General features: G+C 41.1%; 25 protein-coding genes and 1 other annotated feature. Of the genes, 17 read left to right on the top strand and 8 right to left on the bottom strand.

Features of this window, described 5'->3' with window-relative positions:
* Nucleotides 1–555: 555 nt before the first annotated feature.
* Entirely contained in the window at nucleotides 556–1,542 is a 987-nt protein-coding gene (trpS, locus tag CSV68_RS15560) for a tryptophan--tRNA ligase (RefSeq protein ID WP_099635457.1), read from the bottom strand.
* Between the two features lie 93 nt (nucleotides 1,543–1,635).
* Nucleotides 1,636–1,848, bottom strand: a binding site (T-box leader).
* Between the two features lie 437 nt (nucleotides 1,849–2,285).
* Between trpS and spxA the strand changes: the two genes are divergently transcribed.
* From spxA to pepF, 4 genes are all read left to right on the top strand, one after another.
* A complete protein-coding gene (spxA, locus tag CSV68_RS15550) occupies nucleotides 2,286–2,684 on the top strand; it encodes a transcriptional regulator SpxA (protein WP_009765721.1) in 399 nt (132 codons plus the stop codon).
* 238 nt (nucleotides 2,685–2,922) lie between these two features.
* On the top strand, nucleotides 2,923–3,573 hold the full coding sequence (mecA, locus tag CSV68_RS15545; protein ID WP_099635455.1) for an adaptor protein MecA: 651 nt from the start codon (nucleotides 2,923–2,925) through the stop codon (nucleotides 3,571–3,573).
* 1,685 nt (nucleotides 3,574–5,258) lie between these two features.
* Nucleotides 5,259–6,416 carry a competence protein CoiA gene (locus CSV68_RS15540; RefSeq protein ID WP_158233533.1) on the top strand — a complete coding sequence of 386 codons (1,158 nt, stop codon included), beginning with the start codon at nucleotides 5,259–5,261 and terminating at the stop codon, nucleotides 6,414–6,416.
* Between the two features lie 49 nt (nucleotides 6,417–6,465).
* Nucleotides 6,466–8,283 (top strand): oligoendopeptidase F, encoded by a 1,818-nt coding sequence (gene pepF / locus CSV68_RS15535; RefSeq protein WP_099635553.1) that lies wholly within the window; start codon nucleotides 6,466–6,468, stop codon nucleotides 8,281–8,283.
* A 280-nt stretch (nucleotides 8,284–8,563) separates the two neighbouring features.
* Here the strand turns inward: pepF and CSV68_RS15530 are convergent, their stop codons facing one another.
* The 3 genes from CSV68_RS15530 to CSV68_RS17585 all read right to left on the bottom strand — a co-directional run bounded on the left by CSV68_RS15530 (nucleotide 8,564) and on the right by CSV68_RS17585 (nucleotide 10,683).
* Nucleotides 8,564–9,388: a DsbA family protein gene (locus CSV68_RS15530; RefSeq protein WP_099635535.1), complete on the bottom strand. Its 825-nt coding sequence runs from the start codon at nucleotides 9,386–9,388 to the stop codon at nucleotides 8,564–8,566.
* Nucleotides 9,385–9,777, bottom strand: a complete 393-nt coding sequence (locus tag CSV68_RS15525) for a globin domain-containing protein (RefSeq protein WP_099635536.1) — start codon at nucleotides 9,775–9,777, stop codon at nucleotides 9,385–9,387. The genes CSV68_RS15530 and CSV68_RS15525 overlap by 4 nt, the downstream gene beginning before the upstream one ends.
* A gap of 246 nt (nucleotides 9,778–10,023) precedes the next feature.
* Complete coding sequence (locus tag CSV68_RS17585; RefSeq protein ID WP_099662594.1) at nucleotides 10,024–10,683, bottom strand: lytic transglycosylase domain-containing protein; 660 nt, start codon at nucleotides 10,681–10,683, stop codon at nucleotides 10,024–10,026.
* 159 nt (nucleotides 10,684–10,842) lie between these two features.
* On the opposite strand from CSV68_RS17585, the gene CSV68_RS15515 reads away from it, so the two are divergent.
* The 5 genes from CSV68_RS15515 (at nucleotide 10,843) to CSV68_RS15495 (ending at nucleotide 14,996) form a co-directional block, all read left to right on the top strand.
* On the top strand, nucleotides 10,843–11,226 hold the full coding sequence (locus tag CSV68_RS15515; protein WP_143561017.1) for a UPF0738 family protein: 384 nt from the start codon (nucleotides 10,843–10,845) through the stop codon (nucleotides 11,224–11,226).
* 42 nt (nucleotides 11,227–11,268) lie between these two features.
* On the top strand, nucleotides 11,269–12,102 hold the full coding sequence (locus CSV68_RS15510; RefSeq protein ID WP_029052471.1) for an NAD kinase: 834 nt from the start codon (nucleotides 11,269–11,271) through the stop codon (nucleotides 12,100–12,102).
* Nucleotides 12,071–13,036: an RluA family pseudouridine synthase gene (locus CSV68_RS15505; RefSeq protein ID WP_233192945.1), complete on the top strand. Its 966-nt coding sequence runs from the start codon at nucleotides 12,071–12,073 to the stop codon at nucleotides 13,034–13,036. Before CSV68_RS15510 ends, CSV68_RS15505 begins: the two co-directional genes overlap by 32 nt.
* Nucleotides 13,037–13,117: 81 nt before the next feature.
* Entirely contained in the window at nucleotides 13,118–14,494 is a 1,377-nt protein-coding gene (mgtE, locus tag CSV68_RS15500) for a magnesium transporter (RefSeq protein WP_099635539.1), read from the top strand.
* Between the two features lie 76 nt (nucleotides 14,495–14,570).
* Complete coding sequence (locus tag CSV68_RS15495) at nucleotides 14,571–14,996, top strand: hypothetical protein (protein WP_099635540.1); 426 nt, start codon at nucleotides 14,571–14,573, stop codon at nucleotides 14,994–14,996.
* Between the two features lie 243 nt (nucleotides 14,997–15,239).
* Here CSV68_RS15495 and CSV68_RS15490 read toward each other — a convergent pair whose 3' ends face one another.
* Nucleotides 15,240–15,812: a CotY/CotZ family spore coat protein gene (locus CSV68_RS15490; RefSeq protein WP_099635541.1), complete on the bottom strand. Its 573-nt coding sequence runs from the start codon at nucleotides 15,810–15,812 to the stop codon at nucleotides 15,240–15,242.
* A 128-nt stretch (nucleotides 15,813–15,940) separates the two neighbouring features.
* On the opposite strand from CSV68_RS15490, the gene CSV68_RS15485 reads away from it, so the two are divergent.
* The 7 genes from CSV68_RS15485 to CSV68_RS15455 all read left to right on the top strand — a co-directional run bounded on the left by CSV68_RS15485 (nucleotide 15,941) and on the right by CSV68_RS15455 (nucleotide 19,034).
* The gene (locus CSV68_RS15485) at nucleotides 15,941–16,333 is read left to right on the top strand and encodes a hypothetical protein (RefSeq protein ID WP_099635542.1); all 393 of its coding nucleotides are present in this window, start codon (nucleotides 15,941–15,943) and stop codon (nucleotides 16,331–16,333) included.
* Complete coding sequence (gene spoVAC, locus CSV68_RS15480) at nucleotides 16,333–16,788, top strand: stage V sporulation protein AC (RefSeq protein ID WP_099635543.1); 456 nt, start codon at nucleotides 16,333–16,335, stop codon at nucleotides 16,786–16,788. The genes CSV68_RS15485 and spoVAC overlap by 1 nt, the downstream gene beginning before the upstream one ends.
* Entirely contained in the window at nucleotides 16,782–17,801 is a 1,020-nt protein-coding gene (locus CSV68_RS15475; RefSeq protein ID WP_099635544.1) for a beta-ketoacyl-[acyl-carrier-protein] synthase family protein, read from the top strand. Before spoVAC ends, CSV68_RS15475 begins: the two co-directional genes overlap by 7 nt.
* Nucleotides 17,798–18,160, top strand: a complete 363-nt coding sequence (spoVAE, locus tag CSV68_RS15470) for a stage V sporulation protein AE (protein WP_099635545.1) — start codon at nucleotides 17,798–17,800, stop codon at nucleotides 18,158–18,160. Before CSV68_RS15475 ends, spoVAE begins: the two co-directional genes overlap by 4 nt.
* Nucleotides 18,161–18,231: 71 nt before the next feature.
* Nucleotides 18,232–18,372: a YjcZ family sporulation protein gene (locus CSV68_RS17565; protein WP_099635546.1), complete on the top strand. Its 141-nt coding sequence runs from the start codon at nucleotides 18,232–18,234 to the stop codon at nucleotides 18,370–18,372.
* A gap of 15 nt (nucleotides 18,373–18,387) precedes the next feature.
* Nucleotides 18,388–18,642, top strand: a complete 255-nt coding sequence (locus CSV68_RS15460; RefSeq protein ID WP_099635547.1) for a stage VI sporulation protein F — start codon at nucleotides 18,388–18,390, stop codon at nucleotides 18,640–18,642.
* 83 nt (nucleotides 18,643–18,725) lie between these two features.
* A complete protein-coding gene (locus CSV68_RS15455; protein ID WP_099635548.1) occupies nucleotides 18,726–19,034 on the top strand; it encodes a hypothetical protein in 309 nt (102 codons plus the stop codon).
* Nucleotides 19,035–19,093: 59 nt separating this feature from the next.
* Here the strand turns inward: CSV68_RS15455 and CSV68_RS15450 are convergent, their stop codons facing one another.
* The 3 genes from CSV68_RS15450 to CSV68_RS15440 all read right to left on the bottom strand — a co-directional run bounded on the left by CSV68_RS15450 (nucleotide 19,094) and on the right by CSV68_RS15440 (nucleotide 20,865).
* Nucleotides 19,094–19,531: a GNAT family N-acetyltransferase gene (locus tag CSV68_RS15450; RefSeq protein ID WP_369824194.1), complete on the bottom strand. Its 438-nt coding sequence runs from the start codon at nucleotides 19,529–19,531 to the stop codon at nucleotides 19,094–19,096.
* 7 nt (nucleotides 19,532–19,538) lie between these two features.
* Complete coding sequence (locus CSV68_RS15445) at nucleotides 19,539–20,054, bottom strand: YjcG family protein (protein WP_099635550.1); 516 nt, start codon at nucleotides 20,052–20,054, stop codon at nucleotides 19,539–19,541.
* 88 nt (nucleotides 20,055–20,142) lie between these two features.
* Entirely contained in the window at nucleotides 20,143–20,865 is a 723-nt protein-coding gene (locus tag CSV68_RS15440) for an alpha/beta hydrolase (RefSeq protein ID WP_099662593.1), read from the bottom strand.
* A gap of 108 nt (nucleotides 20,866–20,973) precedes the next feature.
* Here CSV68_RS15440 and CSV68_RS15435 point away from each other — a divergent pair, with 108 nt between their 5' ends.
* Nucleotides 20,974–21,525, top strand: a complete 552-nt coding sequence (locus CSV68_RS15435; protein ID WP_099635552.1) for a phosphatidylglycerophosphatase A family protein — start codon at nucleotides 20,974–20,976, stop codon at nucleotides 21,523–21,525.
* Nucleotides 21,526–22,499: the final 974 nt, after the last annotated feature.

Here is a 22,499-nt window from a genome sequence, read left to right as displayed (position 1 = left end):
TTTACTTACAGTATCTACAAAAGTATGTACTTTCAGGTAGACGATTCTCTTTACTAGTCATATAAATTCTTTTTGGGTCAATAGAATAATGCGACAAGCCTTGTCATCATCACCTTTTCAAGAGGGAGTCGCCGCCTTCCACTTACGGTAAACTGACGTATTGTTCTATCGGTAGAACATTCATGCATTAAATATTAAAGTGAAAAACCAAAACCAAAACCAAAACCAAAACCAAAACCAAAACCAAAAGACTGAAGACAAGCTCCTTATAATGTTTCTGGAGATGTTTTCAGTCTTTTTTGGTTATGACTTTTAAGACTCGTCTAATTACACCTGGTCTGAACATAGGATGAAGGAAAAGGGTAAAGGACGAGATGTCTGTGACGCGATTTTTTATATTTGTTTGTAGTTATTGTGTGATTGTGGTGACGTTGGCCAATTTGTTGTTTTACTTGAATTATTCTGCGCTTGGTTATAATTATCAACAGATATTGATTTTTATTTTGCAGTCGACGGATTTTATGATGTTAGTAGTGGCGGTTATTTTATTACTACTTACCGTCTACGTCCCAAGCCCATCGCGGCCTCCATCTTTTTGAGGGTGGCGGAAGCGATGGTGTTTGCTTTTTCGGCTCCTTGATCGAGGATTGCATCGAGTTCAGGAGAGTTGATTAGTTCATGATAGCGTTCTTGGATTCCAGCTAAGTGTTGGTTGATCGCATCAGCGACACCGGCTTTAAATGCTCCGTAGCCTTGGCCTTCGTATTTTGCTTCCAATTCTTCAATGGTTACACCACTCAGTGAAGATTCGATAATCAATAAATTGGAGACACCTGGTTTGTTTTCTACATCGAATTTCACGATACCTTCAGAGTCCGTTACCGCACTTTTGATTTTCTTTTCAATTTCTTTTGGTGTGTCCAAAATCGTAATGGTCGCTTTTTTATTTGGATCAGATTTACTCATTTTCTTCAATGGATCTTGTAAAGATTTTATACGAGCGCCATTTTTAGGAATACGAACGGCCGGAATGGTCAATACTTTTCCGTATCGGCTATTGAAGCGCTCTGCTAAATCTCTAGTTAGCTCTAGATGTTGCTTCTGGTCTTCCCCGACTGGCACGATATCCGTGTTATACAATAAAATGTCCGCAGCCATTAATGGAGGGTAGGTAAGAAGTGCGGCAGATACACCTTCTGCTCCATCTGATTTGTCTTTAAACTGCGTCATACGCTCGAGTTCACCAATGTACGAAATGCATTGCATGAGCCATCCAGCTTGAGCGTGCGCCGGAACTTCTGATTGGATGAACAATGTGGATTTATCTGGATCAATACCACTTGCGATATACGTAGCAGCTAGTGAACGAATCGCTTGTTTTAGGTCATCTGGATTTTGCTGTACTGTGATTGCGTGCTGATCTACGATACAGAAAATACAGTCCTCGTCGTTTTGTAGCTCAACGAATTGACGGAATGCGCCAATATAGTTCCCTAATGTGATGACACCTGTTGGTTGTACACCTGAAAAGATGGTTTTCATGATAATATTTCCTCCTTTAAAATGTAGACTGGAACGAAACAGTCTGTATCGTACGTGAAAAATGGCATAAAAAAACATCAGTCATCCCCTGTAAATAGGGACGATTGATGAAAGGTAACCGTGGTACCACCCGAATTGCTACTAATAGCCGCTCAATTCCCATAACGTGGGAAGACGTGATGGAGTACTGTTTTCATCCATCAAGCTCAGGAGCCCATTCATTTTGTGCAGTTTTACTTGTTTTCACCTTATACAAGCTCTCTACAAAAACCGCAACAAAAATACTCTTTCCTTCAATGCCATTCACTATATTGCTTAAGATTATATCGATACCTTTTAAAAAATGCAACTTTGATTTAATAAAAAGAAAAAAGATTTGCACAACATGAAACCTTTTAGTACACCTGTACGTACTATACAGAGAGGGAATAATTAGCAGAAGTATTTTCTAAATGAGAATGCATTTATTTACAAATGAAATGTTTAAAACATTTATGCCTTGGGTATTAAAGTAGAAGATGTTCATTTATCGCAGAATACAGCATGATTCTCTACTGTAATGTTGAAAAATAAGAAATTGTGAATTTCGAAAAAGTTTTTTCGAAAAACTATATTAATTGAGAATGATTATGTGTATAATGAACAGTATAGAGATTAATTATAATAATTCTAAAGTGAACCACACGAATTGCAAATATATTAAATCTAATGAGCGTAAGCCGTAGGAAAGGACGTGTCAATAAATGGGTGTCACACTTTATACATCGCCTAGTTGTACATCTTGTAGAAAAGCAAAAGCATGGTTGGAGGAACATGAGATTCCTTATACAGAGCGTAACATTTTCTCTGAACCATTGAATATTCAAGAGATCAAACAAATTCTTCGCATGACGGAAGATGGTACTGACGAAATTATTTCAACACGATCCAAGATATTCCAAAAATTAAATGTTGATGTGGAAAGTCTTCCACTTCAAAGATTATATGAGTTGATCCAAGAACATCCTGGTCTTTTGAGAAGACCAATCATTCTAGATGAAAAAAGACTCCAAGTAGGGTACAATGAAGATGAGATTCGTCGTTTCCTACCGAGAAAAGTTAGAGCCTATCAGCTGCTCGAAGCGCGGCGTATGGTAAACTAATCTTAATAACAAAAGCTGATAGGGATGACACGGGATACAATTGTGCCTATCAGCTTTTTTGAATTGATATTCCCTTGTATTCCTCTAGATGAGCCACTTCAATGCAAACATTAGTAAAATGAAATACAATTAACCCTTACGAAAACGTCGGAGTCGACATATAGTAGTAATAAGCATTGCAAGTGTGTATTAGTATATGACAGGGGAGGGCCTGTTCTACAGAAGGGAGAGATAAGGGATGGAAATAGAGCGCATTAATGAAAACACGGTAAAGTTTAATTTATCCTATGGAGATATTGAAGCCCGTGGTTTTAGTAAAGAAGACGTCTGGTATAATCGCGATAAAAGCGAAGAGCTTTTTTGGGATATGATGGATGAACTTGGTGATGACACGGAATTCGAAGTTGAAGGACCGCTTTGGATTCAAGTTAACGCTATGAATGAAGGCATTGAAGTGATTGTAACGCGTGCACATCTTCCAAAGAACGCAGAATCTTCACAGTTTCCATTTGGAATTGAAGATCCAGAAGAATTATTCGATCCAATTTTCGATGCGATTACTGACTCTGAAGAGGAAAGTGAAGAAGAGTTGCAAGTTAAAGATAGATTATTTGTTTTCAATGAGTTTGACCAAATCATACCATTGGCTAGCAAGATGATTTCACTCGAAGACGAATTTGATTCGCAACTATATGCATTCGAGGATCGTTATTATCTCAACTTACGCTTCGACTATTCTCTTATTGAGAAGAAACGTGCGAAGGACATTGCCAGCATGGTAACAGAATACGGTGCAGTGTCTAAGATGTCTATTCATCGTATAGATGAGTATGGCAAGGAAGTCATGGGATCTGACGTATTTGAACAAGTAAATAAATATTTCTCATAATACTCTAAAAGGCTACCAGTAACTTGGTAGCCTTTTTTTGTTTTGCCACCCATAAATAGTCTTTTTGTTTGGTAGTATGTGGGGCAACTCGACGTGCTTTTTAGGCTAGAACAAGTACTTTTGGCTGGCACTAGAACATGTGGTGTGCATCGAAGTGATTAAGTGCTTGCCGGATTACGTTTCTGTTTAAAGTACGTAATAAGCGGCACTGAGTTGTGGTTCTTGCACGTGCTTATTCACTTCCTGTTTAATCAGTAGTTTGTGGTTTAGCTGTCTATGAAAGTGGCGAGTCCATTGTCCCCACTACGGCGCTGGTGGATGGCTTTCGCGAGGAGCCAGAGACAGGAAGTACGCCTGTCTTTGTCTCCTCGCTGCGCCTACCACAGCAGTCGCCTTCGTTCGATTGGGTGTAGGGCAGTTCGTATATTTCTTTTTCAAATAGCACAAAATCAGTTTACCAAGTCGCAAATTTTCCTGCTCTTAGAACCACAACCAAAATAAATTCCACTCAGTAGCGCAGGCACAACTGCGGGGTAGGCTGTGGCCAGGAGACAACTGGCAGCACCACCGCCAGCTGGCTCCTGGCTGTAGGCAATCCCCCGCGTGCCTGTGCGGGTCCAGAAAGCTGACCCTCACTAACTTCAATGCCCGACAGCCGGTCGAGAGACGCCCCGACGTAAAGTGACAAAGACTCGTATCCGCATAGTCATTCCGCCAACCGCATTTGAGGTTGGGTAAGATACGCAATTAATCATTCTTAGAACCACAACCAGAATAACTACCACTTAGTAGCGCAGGCACAACTGCGGGGTAGGCCGTGGCCGGGAGACAACTGGCAGCACCACCGCCAGCTGGCTCCTGGCTGTAGGCAATCCCCCACGTGCCTGCGCGGGTCCAGAAAGCAGACATTCACTAATTTCCGTCCCCAATAACCAATCGAGCAACGACCTCAACAAAAGTGACAAAGACTCGCAGTCGCCTAGTCTTTCCGTCAACCGCGTTTGTAGGTTCGGTAAGGTACGCAATTTATCATTCTTAGAACCACAACCAAAATTACTACCACTTAGTAGCGCAGGCACAACTGCGGGGTAGGCCGTGGCCAAGAGACAGTTGGCGGAACTTTGCCAGCTGGCTCTTGGCTGTAGGCAATCCCCCACGTGCCTGCGCGGGTCCAGAAAGCAGACACTCACTAACTTCCGTCCCCAATAAACAATCGAGCAACGACCCCAACAACAAGTGCCAAAGACCCGCAGCCGCATAGTCTTTCCGCCAACCAAGTTTATAGGTTGGGTAAGGTACGCATTTTATCATTTTACTAGTCTACTTAGAACCACAACCAAAATTACTACCACTCAGCAGCGCAGGCACAACTGCGGGGTAGGCCGTGGCCAGGAGCCAACTGGCGGCACTTTGCCAGCTGGCTCCTGGCTGTAGGCAATCCCCCACGTGCCTGCGCGGATCGAGAAAGCAGACACTCACTAACTTACGTCCCCAACAACCAATCGAGCAACGTCCCAACAACAAGTGCCAAAGGACCCGCAGCCGCAAAGTCTCTCTACCAACCGCGTGCCTTAGTAGGGTAACGCAGACCCCCTCAATTAACAAACCCAGTTAAAAACATGTAACTTGCCCCTTGCCAACTAATCAGAAAATTCGTAGTATAGAAGAGAAGGAGTGTGAAGGCCTTGTTAACAGCTCTTACAAGTGACGGGAAGCAAGTCGTGCTAACACGGCAGTTGTCCTTGACCAGCTTACGGGAGTGGCGTAAAAACGAATCCTTTCATTGTCCTCAATGCAAAGAACCAGTACTCCTGAAAGTCGGCGACATCATAATTCCACACTTTGCTCACCTGAAGCAAACCACCTGCCGGGACAGTTTCTCAGAAGGGGAGTCCCCAACCCATCTGCTCGGCAAAATCCAACTCTATGAACTATTTTCACATCTTCAGCTACCAACTGAAATAGAACCTTATTTACCAGACATACGACAACGTCCTGATCTGCTCGTAACGTGGCAGAAAGACAAAATCCCAATCGAATTCCAATGCAGTACGATTCCCATTGCACATATCCTCGAGCGAAACGCAGGCTACCATAGCGTAAATATGAATCCTATATGGATCGTCCTAACACCTCCAACCGTTCAAGATTCCCTAGCATTTGTTCTTACCCATCGATTCACTCAATTCCAACAACACTTTATCCGCCACATTCATTCAAGTGCTAAAGAGACATTATCAGTTTTTTTAACATACAATCCATCCAAGCAACAATTTCACTACCTCAGTCATTTCATTCATCTTCGCGGTACCGCATTTGCAATGTGTCACTCCGTCATGCGAATCAAACATCAAACCATTCCTTTCGCTATTCCTGCTACTCCATCCACAAAGGATATAGAAGAACTGACACGTCAATATCAATCTGCGCGCAGAAAGTATCTTCGGTCGGTTATTGGGTATAATCAAAGAGGTATCCATCATCGTTTTTTGCGTGCATGTTATGAAATGCGTGTGCAGCCCGTTCAACTTCCTGGATGGATTGGCGTTCCAACAATAGGACAAGAGGCATTTACAGAGTCCGACTGTGAATGGCAATTGCTTCTTATTGCGGCCATCCGACAAACGAGAACTACAGCCTTCCAACTAAATCGTTCCTTTCTTCATTCATTTATCAAAACATTTGAAGGGGATTCAAGCCGACAATTAGAAGCTTGTCAAAACTATGTGGATTTCTTGAGAGAGCAACGCATAGATATCTATCGACTGGATAAATTGATGGGCAGAGATTTTGTACTGGAAATACTTTCAGGGCGATTTCTTGCAATGCATGCCAGGAATTGAGAAAATACAAGAGAATCAAATAACGGTAAATGCAGAAGGAGGAATTGGATTGACGAATGATAACAAAGTATTGACGCGCGATGAAGTATCTGAAGAGGAAACATGGCGCTTGGAAGATATATTTTCTTCTGATGAAGAATGGGATAAAGAATACAGCAAAATTGAAGAGATGGCTAAAGAAGCAGAACAGTATAAAGGCACTCTTGGCAATGGCGCTCGTCCACTGTTTGAAGCGCTAACATATCGTGATAAATTGGCGGAACGACTACGTAGATTGTATACGTATGCGCATCTTAAAACAGATCAAGATACGACGAATAGTTTTTATCAGGCAATGGATGGCCGAATTAGAACGCTAGTTGTGAAAATATCTACAGCGTTATCTTATTTCACTCCAGAATTACTTTCCATTGATGAAAAGCAGTTGAATGAAACGATTGAGTCACATGAAGGCTTGCGTTTATATAAACAGGAATTTGAAGAGTTGAATGCAGAACGCGCTCACGTTTTGTCCTCAGAACAGGAACAATTAATCGCGCAGTTGTCTGAAGTGACAGGAAAGTCCTCTGAAACATTCAGTATGTTAAACAACGCGGATCTAACTTTCGGTTTGGTCAAAGACGAAAAGGGAAATGACATTCAATTAACACATGGTCGTTATTCGCAATTCCTAGAGAGTAAAGATCCGAAAGTACGCGAAGCGGCATTTAAAGAAATGTATTCAAGATATGGAGAGTTCAAAAATACATTTGCTTCGACGTTAAGCGGTAATGTAAAAGGGCATAATGTGAATGCACGAATTAGAAATTATAGTTCAGCAAGAGCGGCAGCATTATCGAATAACCATATTCCAGAACAAGTATATGAAAATCTATTGTCTACCATCAATAAAAATCTAGGCTTACTGCATCGTTATGTAGCCTTGCGTAAAAAAGTATTGAATGTGGATACGCTGCATATGTGGGATATCTACACACCACTAGTTGAAGATACGGAGATGAAATACACATACGAGGAAGCGAAAGAGACTATGCTTGAGAGCTTCCATCCGCTGGGTGAAGACTATCGGGCTGTTGTAAAAGAAGGTCTTGATAATCGCTGGGTGGATGTTCGTGAAAATAAAGGGAAGCGTTCAGGTGCGTATTCTTCAGGTTCTTATGGAACAAACCCATACATTTTAATGAACTGGCAAGACAATGTAAGCAATTTATTTACGTTAGCTCATGAGTTTGGACATAGTGTACACAGCTATTACTCCCGTAAATATCAACCATTCATTTATAGTGGATACTCTATATTTGTCGCGGAAGTTGCGTCAACAGTTAATGAAGCGTTGCTGAATGATCACTTATTAAAAGTGACGACAGATGAAGATCAGCGAATCTACTTATTGAACTATTGGTTGGATGGATTCCGTGCGACGGTGTTCCGCCAGACGATGTTTGCGGAATACGAGCACTTGATTCACAAGCTTGATCAAGAGGGTGTGCCGTTGACGGCTGAAAAATTAACAGAAGAATACTATGCGTTAAACAAAAAGTATTATGGTGACGCGATTGTTAGTGACGAGGAAATTGGTTTAGAGTGGGCACGTATTCCTCACTTCTATATGAACTATTATGTTTATCAATATGCGACAGGATATAGTGCAGCTGTAGCACTTAGCAAACAGATTCTAGAAGAGGGCGAGCCAGCAGTAGAACGTTATATTTCGAACTTCTTGAAGGCGGGATCATCCGATTATCCTATCGAAGTACTTAAAAAGGCGGGTGTCGATATGACATCTGAAAAACCAATTGAAGAGGCTTGCCGAGTATTTGAAGCACGATTGGATGAGTTAGAACAGTTATTAGCAAAGAGAGGGTAATGTGAGTTTACAGGTTTCGACAGACGTCTGCGGAGACTGTGACATTTAGACGAAAGCTGTTATAATTTGTTGAAGTCATAAGTCATTTATGATATGGTGTAAATGTGGAATAAATCACATACCAAACATACACCCCTTTTGTTTGAACGTGAACATTTCTCCCATTCCCTTTGAAAGAGAGCATTCACTCCCCCCCAGGAGCGGATGCTCTTTTCTTTACGTTTTCATATAAAAAAGCCGAAGCCCCCAAGAAATTGGTGGGCTTCGACTGGTATAAGGGCTATTTGATTAGTGAACAATTAGGTTGCTTTTTACGCCATAACGTACGATCTTGGAAAGGAATTCGTTCGATTTCCTGTTTCAGTAAGCGTTTCTTTAATTCACGTTCAGCTTCTTTTTCTGTCACGTGGCACATTTCTGCGATTTCCTTCGTTGTCAGTAAGTCAAAGCGATTGAATAAAGAATCAATAGAAGGGGGTATGTCGGGTAGGAGTTGTCCTCCGATTAGTTCTTCTAAAATCTGTTCGTAGATCGCATAGTCATAGAGGCCACTCACTTTCAATCCTTCATCTTCAATGTTGCTATTGAAGAAAACGAAAGTTGGAGCTTCATCTACTTCCATTTCGTTACCTAAATACATATCGACTTGCAACGCACGTGATGTTTCTTCCGAAGTAAAATCCGCGATAAATTCATCTACGTCTAAATTAATGCGTGCCGCAATTTCAATGAGTACTGAATACGATGCGACGTCACGCTTCTTCAAAAAAGAATACTCAAGTAAACAGGATAAGTAACGGAATCCTGCGCGCTTACCTTGGAATTCTGCAGCTTTCACTGCAATGTTAGGGAAACAAGGATTTGATCGTTTCGTAGACTTGGCGTCATTTGGATCAATTAAAGCAGGCGGATTCAGTTTTGTCATAGGTGTTCTCAACGCGATGCGTAACGTGAAATAGTGATCGTATTCGACCTGCATTTTACGTAGCAACGGTTGTAGTGACCAACAGTCCTTGCAATAAGGATCTAGAAATACATAGAGTTCAATGGGCTTTACTGAAGCAGAGTAGTGTAACGTATCATCAATAACAGTTAGATAGTTCACTGATCTTCCTCCTCGTTCCTATTTACCATATGGTTGGCTGTTAAGACAAGGCGTTTATAGTAGACTTCCCGAAGTGGACCCTCCAGTCCTACGTCGTCCATTGCTTCAGCCATGCATGCTAGCCATGCTTCTGCGCGTGTAGGTGTGATAGGGAAAGGGTTATGTCGAGCTTTCATCATTGGATGTCCGTGCTCTTCAGTGAATAGGTTCGGGCCACCTAGATATTGTGTTTGAAATTGTTTTTGCTTCCTAATGGTTTCAGTTAAATCATTAGGGAATATTGGAATGAGGTCTGGGTGAACAGCCACTTTTGCGTAAAATGTTTCAATCAATTCGTGTAACTTTTTCTCGCCGATCTCCTCAAAAGGGATGACAGGTTTTCGAGTCATTGAATTCACACCCCTTCGTACATCTGTATCTGTATTCTATCAACGAACGAAATTCTATACAAATAAAAGAACTTATTTTGTTTCTTGTTATATAGCAGTTTGGTTAATTAGATCGTATAAACTGTTGAGAATAGTGAGTTTAAAGACCAGTAGTAATAGGAAGGGCAGCGTTAAACGACACCTTGCGCTTACCAACAATTAAAAAGTAGTTGGAACATCTTGTGTAATAAAACGACAGCTTCAACATTAAACCATTTGCTGGTAGTAGTTCATGACTTTTTTTACGTAGTTCTGAGTTTCTTTGAAGGGGGGAATGCCTCCGTATTTTTTTACGTTCCCTGGTCCTGCGTTGTAGGCTGCTAGTGCCATTTCGTTTGAGCCGAATTGGTTGAGCATGTTGCGCAAGTATTTGGCTCCGCCCATGATGTTCTGTTTTGGGTCCATCGGGTTGGTTACGCCCAAGTATTTAGCTGTGCCTGGCATGAGTTGCATGAGTCCGGCTGCGCCTGCGTGACTTTTTGCATTGCTCTTGAAGTTGGATTCTTGTTTGATGACTGCGGCAATTAGTTTTTCTGGTAGTTGATATTGATCAGCAGCTTGTTTGATGATGTCTGCATATGGATTGTTGGTTCCAGGTGACGAGGTGGCGGGTGATGTAGCGGTAAATTTTTTAACTGGGCTTGTGGATATGCTAAACGGTATGATAGTGCTTCCTTGGCTGAGTAGTTGCTCGGATGGTTTTGCGAGTTCAGTGCTCATGTTAGTGCCTTCCTTCAATTGTGTAAGCATCATTTGGAATGCATTGGAGCTAGTTGGCGGATTACTACTAAAGGATTGAACCGCTCCAAGAGTTTGTAGTGTATTGATTTCAAGGAGTAACCGAGTGTTAATTGGGTCGAGATTCATACTTTTTCCTCCTGTTTATTCAAGATATTAAATGGATTCATTTATTATATCTATTATACCAACTTTCTTACCACAATGCACAGTAACGAAATGCAACTACGTGTGGCATATGGTAGACTAAACGTAAAGTCTATAATTAAGGAAGTGGATGTCTTGGATATGAAAAATGAAATCATTGAAACGAGTAAGAACGGTAATGAAGTTCAATTTATATTGAATCCTGAGGCAGAATGGCCGTTAGGTTCCCCAACTGGAAAAATGTTGACAGACACAGATCGTCAATCGTTTGTCTATATCTTTGATCACGAGACCGGCTATCGGTATGCATATTTTCCTAAGGATAGTTGGAGCGGACTAGTAGATATGCTATTACAACAAGCAGAACCTGTGTTGGTCTGGCAAGATGAGAAAATACTATTAACAGGTGCTGCAGACGAATTGCAGGCGTTGATTTTTAATATAGAGGGTAATGATAACTATGGTGAGGAATTCAGTACAGCTGTCGAAGAGATATTCAAGCCAGTGCTGGAAAAGGTGAATTGATATATGGCAAAAGAATTTCACAAAAAGAATGGAAGTGACGTAATGAAATTCACAATTCAGTCGCGAAATGACGAGATATCCAATAAGTTAATGAAAGAAGCACGAGTGTATTTACGCGATTTCGGTTTGAAATACGATGAAGAAGAACCGGACATTGTATTGTCCATCGGTGGGGATGGAACGCTATTGCATGCTTTCCATAAATACATACACCGCCTGGATAAGACATCATTTGTGGGGATTCATACGGGTCACTTAGGATTTTATGCGGACTGGAAACCGTCTGAAATAGAAAAATTAGTGATCTTGATCGCTAGACAAGAGTATGAAGTTATCGAGTATCCTTTGATTGAAGTAACGATCAATTATCGTCATTCTGAAAAAAGCGCATCCTATTTAGCGTTGAATGAATCCACGGTAAAATCACCTGAAGTTACGTTGGTGATGGATGTTGAATTAAATGGAGAACACTTTGAACGCTTTAGAGGAGACGGACTTTGCATGTCGACGCCGTCCGGATCAACTGCTTACAGTAAATCTCTTGGTGGAGCGATTATCCATCCTTCATTGCCATCCATGCAATTGACAGAAATGGCATCCATTAATAATCGTGTATTCCGTACAGTAGGATCTCCACTCATTTTACCGGATCATCATATTTGTACATTGACGCCTGTAAAAGGTCCTGATTTCATGGTGACAGTCGATCATTTGCAACTGCTTCATAAAGATGTGAAATCCATCGAATACAAAGTATCCAATGAAAAAATGGGCTTTGCGCGCTTCCGTCCTTTCCCATTCTGGAAACGTGTAGAAGAGTCATTTGTAGCAAGTGATTTAATTTATGAACGTGAAGATGATGAAAAGAAAAAATAATAGGCTGTTTCAATTACAATTCGTTGTGAAGGAACGTGGATTGCTTCGTGAGTTTTTAGCATTGCATGAAATTTCTAAAACGACGTTAACAGCTATTAAATATCGCGGTGGAGAGATTTTGGTGAATGGACAGTCTCAAAACGTGCGTCATCAGTTGCAGCCAAATGATCAAGTGACCGTCGTATTCCCTCCGGAACAGGTGAGTGATGGATTAACTCCGCAAGAGGGTACATTATCGATTTTGTATGAAGATGAAACCCTTCTGGTGCTTGATAAACCAGCTGGACAGAGTACGATACCTTCTCGCAATCATCCTTCTGGAACGCTTGCGAATTTTGTTTGTGGAAAATTTGAAAGAGAAGGTATACTTTCGACTGCTCATATGGTGACACGCCTTGATACAGATACATCAGGTATTATTTGTGTGGCGAAAAACCGTCATATCCATCATCTACTGAGCAAACAGATGGCACAAGATTTGTTTCAACGACAATACACTGCATTTGCCGAAGGTATAATTTCTACGCCATTCGTGACTATTGAACAACCGATTGGTAGAAAAGAAGGAAGTATCATTGAAAGAATTGTACGGCAAGATGGTCAGTATTCAAAAACGGATGTATCAGTAAAAGCACATTACCGTAATGCAGCAGACTGTTTTTCCGTCGTAGACTTGACGCTGCACACAGGCCGTACGCATCAAATTCGCGTGCATATGCAATGGCTCGGTCATCCACTTGTCGGTGATGATTTATACGATGCGAATCGAGACGTATTCCCACGCCAAGCATTGCATTGCTCTGGCGTCAGTTTACTTCACCCAATCACCAAAGAGAGAATGCATTTTACTAGTCCCTTGCCGGAAGATATGCAATACTATTTACGGCAAAGTCAGCAAGTGTGCGGATTCTCTCAACAGCAACAACTCTGTTAATGTGAAGAAATATGTACGGTCTATAGGAACTTACTAGTACGTGTAAGCGTACCGTATGTGCAGAAGGGAAGGTGTGAAATCATGACTACTCAACCAGAACAAATGAAAAGTGAAATCGTTTTGGATGCAGTGAAGTTACGAGAATTGCTGATCAACGAAGATATTCATTCGTTCAGACAGGAATATCTAGTACTCCATCCATACGATCGAGCGACTTTTTATGAAGAAGTTGGTGCAGAGCTTCGGGAATTGATGTATTTTTATCTATCACCAAAAGAACTTGCGGAAATATTTGAAACAAGTGAAATTGAAGAAGATGAATACGAAGAGTTCCTTGAGGAGATGGACGCGACATATGCCGCAGAGATGATTTCATACATGTTTGTGGATAATGCGGTAGATGTCCTGAAAGAACTAGATAAAAAGAAAGTCGTCAGCTATCTAACGTTGATGGATAAAGAAGCTGCGATTCAAATTAAAGCATTACTACACTATGAAGAATATACAGCTGGTTCGATCATGACGACGGAATTCGTTACAGTCTCTGAGAATTCCACTGTCCGTTCCGCCATGACCATTTTGCGTAGTGAAGCACCAAGCGCTGAAACGATTTACTATATTTTTGTTGTGGATGACTACCAGCGTTTAACTGGAGTCGTTTCGTTACGCGATTTGATAATTGCCGATGAAGATACATTAATTCGCTCCATCATGAGTGATCGCCTCGTCAGCGTTTCAGTTTCCGACGACCAAGAAGATGTCGCCCGAACGATTCAGGACTATAACTTCTTAGCTGTTCCAGTTGTCGATTTCCAACAACACATTCTAGGGATTATCACAGTCGATGACATTATCGACGTAATCGATGAAGAAGCATCGGATGACTATTCTAAACTTGCCGGTGTCTCGACGATGGATACATTTGATAAAAACCCACTCTCTGCTGCGAAAAAACGGATTCCTTGGCTTTTGATTTTATTAGTTCTCGGAATGTTAACAGCAAACTTAATTGATTTATTTACGGAAACGATTTCTCAAGTTGCTCTATTAGCGGCATTTATCCCACTGATCGCCGGAACTGCCGGAAATAGTGGAACTCAGTCACTTGCTGTTGCAGTTCGTGGTATCGCAACGCGTGATATTGAAGATGAGAGTAAGTTGAAGTTACTGATGCGAGAAGCGGGTACTGGAATTATTACAGGTGTGATTTGTGCAATATTTGTAGTTTTATTAATCTTTATCTGGAAGCATGAACTAGTTATTGCTTTACTAGTAGGAGCTGCGATGTTGGTCTCCATTTTCGTTGCAACCATTTCAGGATCATTTATTCCATTATTTATGCATAAACTCAAAGTGGACCCGGCTGTTGCCTCAGGACCATTTATTACAACACTAAACGACGTCATCAGTGTCGTCATATATCTAGGCCTTGCAACAGTATTCCTTAGTTCATTATGAACTAGGAATACTGTTTTTTTATTTTGGCACGTTGGGCGTTTAAATTACATATGCTAACTAAAAGGAAGTGATGAAAATGCGTCATGAAAAGCCGTTAATGTTCATCTCCAGCCCCGTTATTAGAAAATATCGGTATACACCCATTGTAGAAGAAGAAAGCACATCCGTTTTTGAACCGGAACACTCAAGAGAGCTGGAGCGTCCTGAAGTCTTACCCGTCCCTGAAAGCTTATCGGCACAAGAATCACAAGAGTCACCAGAGATTCAACAAGAACTATTGGCTACCCATCTCATCCGTCAAAGATTGGAATATTTGCAACACCCATTCCGCAAAGAATTATACGCCCCATTAGAAATTATCACTATAAAAGGTAGTGTTAAAGGAAAGTTCCACGACTTAGAAAACGAAATCGTCTGGATCAACTCGAATAAAGAAATAACGTCCGTCCGCATTGAAGAAATTTTAGATATCCTCTGGAAACAGCAATCATTTACTATTTAATTCTTACTATTAACAAGGCGAACCTGCTATTGGGTTCGCCTTGTTTTTTTGTTTCAATTTATCATGAAGATAATGCATCAGCATTCTAAAATAGAAAACTACATTAGTTGATTGTAAGTGGAACGCATCCGCCGAGAACGTCGATCAATGGCGTCCTTCACAATACCTTAAATTCTTCTGTTAAATAAAAAAGGACGAACCCTATTAATATAGGGTCCGCCATTTAGCATTGCAAGCGACCAATTAATCCTCGTCGCAGAAATCGATAAATACATCATCAATACACTGAATACCGCAGAAACAGCTCAAGTCAACCGTTAAGCACGTATTCGTTGGTCCGAAACCATTCACTTTACAAATCTTTTCATAACAGATTTTTCCGTCTGTCGTAATATCAAACGGCTTTCCGTTATACAAAGGTTGCAATACTTGAATGGTAGCACAGCAAGAATCAAACACTGTCTGTACTCGGAAAAATACAGAAACACAGCTCGTATGCTGATGAGGTGTTGAATTATGATTAGTCAATGACTGCTCTGCCGTCATCTTAGGATAATGCTTACGTTTACCACCTCGGAATACTGCCTTGAAATAATCCCCGTTACCCGTTAGCAAACTGAACACGCGTGTGTTGACGCGACCTCTAACCGGGCTGACCAAACTGCCAAGCGGCGCCATGAAACAATCTGTATCACACTCTACACAATCCACTTCCGGACACGTATTCTGAACGCGTTGGATAAAGCGCACTACTTCACAAATACAATTTGACTTATGACAGCCATCATGTTTGCTGTCTTTCTTTTCACATCCCACTACTGTCCACCTCCTGTTTGTCGTTCTCTATACTTTATGCATGGGTAATTGACATGACAGGGCGCTTTCCTCAATATGCATAAATCCGGTAAAAAAGATACATGCTAGACAGAAGGGAGGCGTTGCATTTGAAGAAGCTGAGTATATTGTTAATTATTCTTGGTCTACTTACTGGTTGCAGTGAAAAAGGAACGTACATTAAAAATACAACTTCACAGGATGAGCATTCGTTAGAGGAAGTCATCATGAGAAATGAACATGTGAAACTAGCAAAGGTATTGTTATTTGAAGACGAATTGCTCGCAGGGATTCGTGTCAATACGTTTTCCCGGTTTAAAAAGAAAACGATTGCTACGGATATTCAAAAAAAATTGGAGAAAGAATATCCTGATCTGAAAATCACTGTGTCAGCAGACAGTAAAATTCTGCTCGAAACGGAAAAGTTGATCCGTAAAAAAGATGAAAAAGATTATCGAAAGAAAATAGATAAAATCAAATCAATCGAAAAGGAGCAAACCTGATGCAACAAGAAAAGTATGCCCAAATAGAGAAAGAGTTATCACCTAAACCACCTATTTTGAAAAATGTAATGAAAGCTTTTTTAACAGGTGGTTTGATTTGTTTAGTAGGACAATTCATTGCACTTTTCTATATTACGTATTTTGATTTTACGGAACGCACAGCGAGTAATCCAACTGTTGCTACGATGATTTTCATTGCGATGTTGTTAACGGGTTTTGGATTATATAAAAAGATTTCTCAATTTGGTGGTGCCGGAGCAGCGGTACCGATTACAGGATTCGGTAATGCTGTAGTATCGGCTGCTATTGAACATAAATCAGAAGGATATGTGCTAGGTGTTGGCGGGAATATGTTTAAATTAGCTGGTTCAGTTATTTTATTCGGTGTCTTTTCTGCCTTTGTTGTAGCATTAATCAAGACCATCCTAGTGAAGTTTGGTGTGGTCTCATGGTGATACGGGGATTGCTAACCTTTCAGTCCAAGCCAAGTATTTACGCAACAGGTGTAACAGCAGGTCCATTGGAAAAAAAGAAAAGTGTGTTTGCACCACTATTTGATAAAGTATACGAAGATGAGCGTTGTGATTTGCCAACAAACGAAGACGGTCATAAGCAGTTAATGTATGACGCGGTGTTGATCGCACTTAGTAAAGCGAAGAAACAGCCGGAGAAAATCGACTTTTTCCTAACTGGAGATTTGGTTAATCAGATGACCCCTTCAAATTTTACAGCTCAAGCACTAGCTATTCCATATATCGGTCTGTTTTCTGCATGCGCTACTTCCGTCTCTTCTATGATCACTGCGGCATTACTCGCGGATGCAAAGCAAGCAAATTGGATCATGGCAGGTTCTTCTAGTCAACATAACGCAATTGAGAGACAGTTTCGGTATCCACTGGAGTATGGTTCACAAAAAGGAGCAACTGCACAATGGACGGTCACGGCAGCTGGTGCAGTATTAATCGGACAACATAAAGTAGATACTCCAGTTATTGACTGCGCTACTGTAGGTAAAGTGATAGACATGGGAATGACGGATCCGCTTAATATGGGATCTGCGATGGCCCCGGCTGCTAGTGATACATTGATGAATCATTTGACGGGACATGGTAGGACAATCGATGACTATGACACGATCATCACAGGAGATTTAGGAAGCAATGGTTTCAAAATATTTAAAGCATTGGCCAATGAAAATGGGTTACCTCATACGAAAAATTTTCGAGATGCTGGCGAAGAGTTTTATGGAAATGATCCGTCGTTTAAAGCGGGGGCTAGTGGATCTGGTTGTTCAGCAGCTGTATTTCTTTCCGATGTCTATCAGAAAATGCTGACGAGAGAATATAAGCGGGTTTTATTATTGGCAACTGGTGCTTTGCTATCTCCGTTGTCATTTCAACAGGGAGATACGATTCCGTGTATAGCGCACGCGATTGAACTGTCAATGAATGAGGTGACGGCAGAATGATATCTATATACATCACGTCGTTTATAGTCGGTGGCTTGATTTGTGTCATTGGTCAATTATTGATGGATGTCGCCAAATTAACGCCTGCTCACACATTGGTTTCATTGGTTGTGACCGGGTCGGTACTGGACGGTATTGGCTGGTATGAACCACTTATTGATTTTGCTGGCGCCGGTGCTACGATTCCGATTACTTCATTCGGTAACGCATTAACGCACGGCGCAATGGCAGAAGCAGAAAAGCATGGCCTGGTCGGTGTGGTAACAGGCATGTTCGAAGTGACAAGTTCAGGAATTAGTGCGGCAATCATATTCGGACTAATTGGCGCATTGCTCTTTACATCAAAAGGAAATGTTTAAATTACTTAAACGCCCTCTCCATTTCATTCATCTCTGCATATAGTAGAGAAGAAAGGAAGGAGGGGTTTTTTATGTACGGATGTTACCCATCTCAAGGTTACGGTGGTTACGGATACGGTGGAGGTTGTGGTGAAAGATATGGCGGTTCTTCATTCGTCTTGATTGTAGTTCTGTTTATTTTATTGATCATTGTAGGCAGAAGCTATTTCTAAGGAGGAGAACTGAATATGAACGATTCATTCTTTAAAAAAATAGAATCTAAAACGGGTGTGCCGATGGAAGAAGTCTTTGCATTAGCGAATGCCATTCAATATGCTGATTTCAAAGACGAAAACCAAGTGAGAAAAATCATTCAAAAGGTAAGTCAAGTAGCGAACAAAGACGTACCGCAATCTGTAGAAGATGAATTAGTTAACTCTATTGTGACAAGTGGAAGAGGACTAAATTTGAATGATATTTCACAAATGCTTGGCGGTAAGTAAATAAATCTACTAAAACATGTTTAGAATGCTTGCTAAGTGGATAGACTAGTAATGATGATATATTTGAAAGGGAGGTGCACATCATGGGTTATATACTACCAATACAAAATTACCAAGCACAGCAGTATGCAGAACGTATGAATAACGAACGTCATAATTTTGCATATATCGGACGAGTAAGTCCTGTGCGTCTGAAAAATGAGGAATCAAGCTATTGGGAAGATGTTCTGGCAGATGAAGAAAGACGTCGAGAAGAGCAGATGAAGCAACGAAAGAATGGTGCACCTCAACCTTTAGTTAAAAAAGGATTTATAGCACCAAATCCAGCCCAATTCTCACCTGAAATAGCAGAGGTAGTTGGAAAGGGTCAAGCGATTAATGCATATGTCTAATGCAATAAAAATACCCCTTACCACTTTTAAAGTGGTAAGGGGTATTTTTTACTGTGCAATCAGTCGTTCATCAAATTTTTCTCCATAGCGCGATGAGGAATATCAGCATCCATGAATTCAGGGGATGTTACGACATAGCCTAACTTTTCGTAAAAGGGCACAGCATAAGACTGTGCATTCAAAATTAGTTTTTTCATAGAACTCTTAATCGCATGTTCTTCTAATGTATTCATAATCAAAAACCCAAGATGTTTACCACGATGTTCAGGTAAAATACAGATTCTCTCTATTTTAGCATGTGCATTTACAAGACCTCTCATTCGGCCGGCACCGATTGGTTGATCCATTTCATCGTAAACGACGAAGTGGATAGCCTCCTGATCGTGTTCGTCCAACTCAAGGATCAACGGGACACCTTGTTCTTCCACAAAAACCTTCTTGCGAACGATATACGCGTCCTGTTGACCTTTTTCATCTGAGACGATTTTTACAGTAATCTGCAAATCAAGACTCACGATCAAGACGGAACGTTTCGTATACTGTCCACGATCCATCTTCTAGTTGATAAAGTAAATGAATGCGATCGATGACTTCCGAGTGGTCGACACCTACCATTTTCATTTGGTTAATCACATCATCGTGTTCACCAGAAGTTAGGTTTTGCGCAATTGTAATATGTGGAACAAAAGCATAATTATTTTCATCATGATAGAAGTTTACATTTAAATCCTTGTGTAACTCGAGAATTTCGTCATTTGGTACAACTTTAAAGTAAATGGTATTCGTTGTTGGCGCGAACGAGCCAACTTTTGTCACGTTCAACTCAAAAGGGCTGTTTTTGATTGTAATTTCTTTTAACGCATTTGCTACTTCTTCAATTTCCTTGTCATTCGCTTCGAATGGATCTTTCAGCGTCATGTGAGGTGTGATTAGCGCATAATGCGGATCATATCTCTTCCGATAGCCATTTGCTAAATCTTGAAGTTTTTTTGAAGGGAATGCAACAATACCGTATTTCATTTAAGAGTGCCTCCTTGTGAATTGACTGAATTTTAGGTACATCCACTTTAGTATATCAGAAAATAGTCTAAGATGTCTCCTTCTATTACTAAAGGCTATTTATTTCAATCAGTGCGCGACGAATATCAGGTTGCCATGACTTCCAAGTATGGTCTCCGTCTAGCTCTTCATAAAAGTAAGGAAATCTTTTTTCTTTAATGACTTTATGCAACTCCCGGTTAGGTGTTAGAAAATCCAACCGACCGTCAGAAGTTGTGGGTACATAGGTTTCTTTATCACCGATCACATGGTAAATAGAAAGGTTGGCTGGATTTTGATTGGCCTTCACTGCTTCAAGTACTTCTTCGTTAACGAATGGTGAATGCAACACGACATTTCCGAAGCAATTTGGATATTTTAAAGCAGTCATTAATGACACAGATGCTGCCAATGAATCACCCATGAGCATTCTTGAAGAACCCATTTGGTATGTTGGATAGGTTTCATCAATATACTGAATTAACTCGTGTGCTAAAAAGCGGATATACGCTTTGTGTCGATCACCATCTGGGTGATACATACGTCTGCGTTCTTGCACCGTTTTATATGGAATACCTACAATGATGACAGGTTCAATGATTTCATCTTCCATTAATTCATCGGCAATTCGGCCAATCCGTCCGTATTGAAAATAATCTTTGCCATCTGAGACGAGCATGACATTATGTTTGTATAAAGGGGAATAGCGTGCTGGTAAATATATCAACAGTTCCATTTCTTCTTGTAGTTCATTACTGTAAAAACGGATTTCTTCAATTTTTCCTGGATTCATTTTGTAGGACCTCCATAATTAATGTACACTTAGTAATTATCATACCGATAAATAACAGTGTAAAGCTAGTGAAAACTATTGCGTATGAAGAGAGAGAGGGGAAATAATATGGATGAAGGTAAGAATATTGTTCATTCAGATGTCGTGACAGCAGCAACAAAGAACGCATTGATCCGTCGTGGGGTTAAAATTCAAGACATCGCAAAAATTGTTTATGAACTGCAAGTACCTTATAACAAAGGCTTGTCGCTCGAACAATGTGTCGACTCGGTAGAAAGTGTTCTTCGCAAACGTGAATTGCAACACGCGATATTGGTAGGTGTTGAATTGGATGAAATGGCTGAAAGAGGTCAGCTATCGGAGCCGCTTCAGCAAATTGTTGAATCAGATGAAGGCTTATTCGGGGTCGATGAAACCATCGCATTGGGTGCGGTATACACATACGGTTCAATCGCGGTTACTACTTTCGGTCACTTAGATAAGAACAAAGTCGGCATCATCAACGAATTGGATACAAAAAAAGGAATTGGTATCCATACGTTCTTGGATGATTTGGTGGCAAGTGTGGCGGCGTGTGCGGCGTCTAGAATTGCACACAGAACGCGTGATTTGCAAGAAGCTGGCCTAACGTTTAAAGATGTACAAAATGGCAAGAGCTAATATCTGAACTGCCCTAGATCATTATTTCTAGCGGCAGTTTTTTGTTTTAGCTGTAGTTATTTCTTGTTTGTTGGATTACGTTTCTGTTAATTGTGCGTAATAAGCGGCTTTGGGTTGCGGTTCTTGCACGTGCTTTTTCTGTTTCTTGTTTGATCAGGAGGTTGTGGTTTAGCTGTCTATGTAAGTGGTAAGTTCATTGTCGCCACTACGGCGCTGGTGGATGGCTTTCGCGAGGAGCCAGAGACAGGATAGTTCGCCTGTCTTTGTCTCCACGCTACGCCTACCACAGCAGGCGCCTTCGTTAGATTGTGGGTGGGGCAGTTCGGGTAGTTGTTTTTAGTCGTGGAAGTGCTGGCTTATTACGTTTCTTTCAGGCGTACGTAATAAGCGGCATGGGGTTGTGGTTCTTGCACGTTCATTTTCTTTTTCCTGTTTGTTCAGTAGTTTGTGGTTTAGCTGTCTATGTAAGTGGCAAGTTCATTGTCGCCACTTCGGCGCTGGTGGATGGCTTTCGCGAGGAGCCAGAGACAGGAAAAGTTCGCCTGTCTTTGTCTCCTCGCTACGCCTACCACGGCAGGCGCCTTCGTTGGAGTGGGTGTAGGGCAGTTTAGGTAGTTGTTTTTAACCGTCGCAGTGCTGTCGGATTACGTTTCTGTTAATTGTGCGTAATAAGCGGCGTTGGGCTATGGTTCTTGCACGTTCATTTTCTTTTCCTGGTTAAATCAGGAGGTTGTGGTTTAGCTGTCTATGTAAGTGGCGAGTCCATTGTCCCCGCTACGGCGCTGGTGGATGGCTTTCGCGAGGAGCCATAGACAGGAAAGTTCGCCTGTCTTTGTCTCCTCGCTACGCCTACCACAGCAGGCGCCTTCGTTAGATAGTGTGAATGGCAGTTCCTACACTTCTTTTTCAAGAAATACATACTAGCTATCACGATGTCCTGATCTTCTTCCTATTAGAACCACAACCAGAATAAC

Source organism: Sporosarcina sp. P29, from assembly GCF_002743265.1.
Classification (GTDB): Bacteria; Bacillota; Bacilli; order Bacillales_A; family Planococcaceae; genus Sporosarcina.
Note: the sequence above shows the minus strand (reverse complement) of the source record. Positions and strands in the feature narration are given on the sequence as shown.

Coding starts and splice junctions, on each gene's coding strand:
- trpS (WP_099635457.1), bottom strand. CDS start 1,542: ATGAAAACCATCTTTTCAGGTGTACAACCAACAGGTGTCATCACATTA.
- spxA (WP_009765721.1), top strand. CDS start 2,286: ATGGGTGTCACACTTTATACATCGCCTAGTTGTACATCTTGTAGAAAA.
- mecA (WP_099635455.1), top strand. CDS start 2,923: ATGGAAATAGAGCGCATTAATGAAAACACGGTAAAGTTTAATTTATCC.
- CSV68_RS15525 (WP_099635536.1), bottom strand. CDS start 9,777: ATGACTCGAAAACCTGTCATCCCTTTTGAGGAGATCGGCGAGAAAAAG.
- CSV68_RS17585 (WP_099662594.1), bottom strand. CDS start 10,683: ATGAATCTCGACCCAATTAACACTCGGTTACTCCTTGAAATCAATACA.
- CSV68_RS15515 (WP_143561017.1), top strand. CDS start 10,843: ATGAAAAATGAAATCATTGAAACGAGTAAGAACGGTAATGAAGTTCAA.
- CSV68_RS15510 (WP_029052471.1), top strand. CDS start 11,269: ATGAAATTCACAATTCAGTCGCGAAATGACGAGATATCCAATAAGTTA.
- CSV68_RS15505 (WP_233192945.1), top strand. CDS start 12,071: ATGAACGTGAAGATGATGAAAAGAAAAAATAATAGGCTGTTTCAATTA.
- mgtE (WP_099635539.1), top strand. CDS start 13,118: ATGACTACTCAACCAGAACAAATGAAAAGTGAAATCGTTTTGGATGCA.
- CSV68_RS15495 (WP_099635540.1), top strand. CDS start 14,571: ATGCGTCATGAAAAGCCGTTAATGTTCATCTCCAGCCCCGTTATTAGA.
- spoVAC (WP_099635543.1), top strand. CDS start 16,333: ATGCAACAAGAAAAGTATGCCCAAATAGAGAAAGAGTTATCACCTAAA.
- CSV68_RS15475 (WP_099635544.1), top strand. CDS start 16,782: ATGGTGATACGGGGATTGCTAACCTTTCAGTCCAAGCCAAGTATTTAC.
- spoVAE (WP_099635545.1), top strand. CDS start 17,798: ATGATATCTATATACATCACGTCGTTTATAGTCGGTGGCTTGATTTGT.
- CSV68_RS17565 (WP_099635546.1), top strand. CDS start 18,232: ATGTACGGATGTTACCCATCTCAAGGTTACGGTGGTTACGGATACGGT.
- CSV68_RS15460 (WP_099635547.1), top strand. CDS start 18,388: ATGAACGATTCATTCTTTAAAAAAATAGAATCTAAAACGGGTGTGCCG.
- CSV68_RS15455 (WP_099635548.1), top strand. CDS start 18,726: ATGGGTTATATACTACCAATACAAAATTACCAAGCACAGCAGTATGCA.
- CSV68_RS15445 (WP_099635550.1), bottom strand. CDS start 20,054: ATGAAATACGGTATTGTTGCATTCCCTTCAAAAAAACTTCAAGATTTA.
- CSV68_RS15440 (WP_099662593.1), bottom strand. CDS start 20,865: ATGAATCCAGGAAAAATTGAAGAAATCCGTTTTTACAGTAATGAACTA.
- CSV68_RS15435 (WP_099635552.1), top strand. CDS start 20,974: ATGGATGAAGGTAAGAATATTGTTCATTCAGATGTCGTGACAGCAGCA.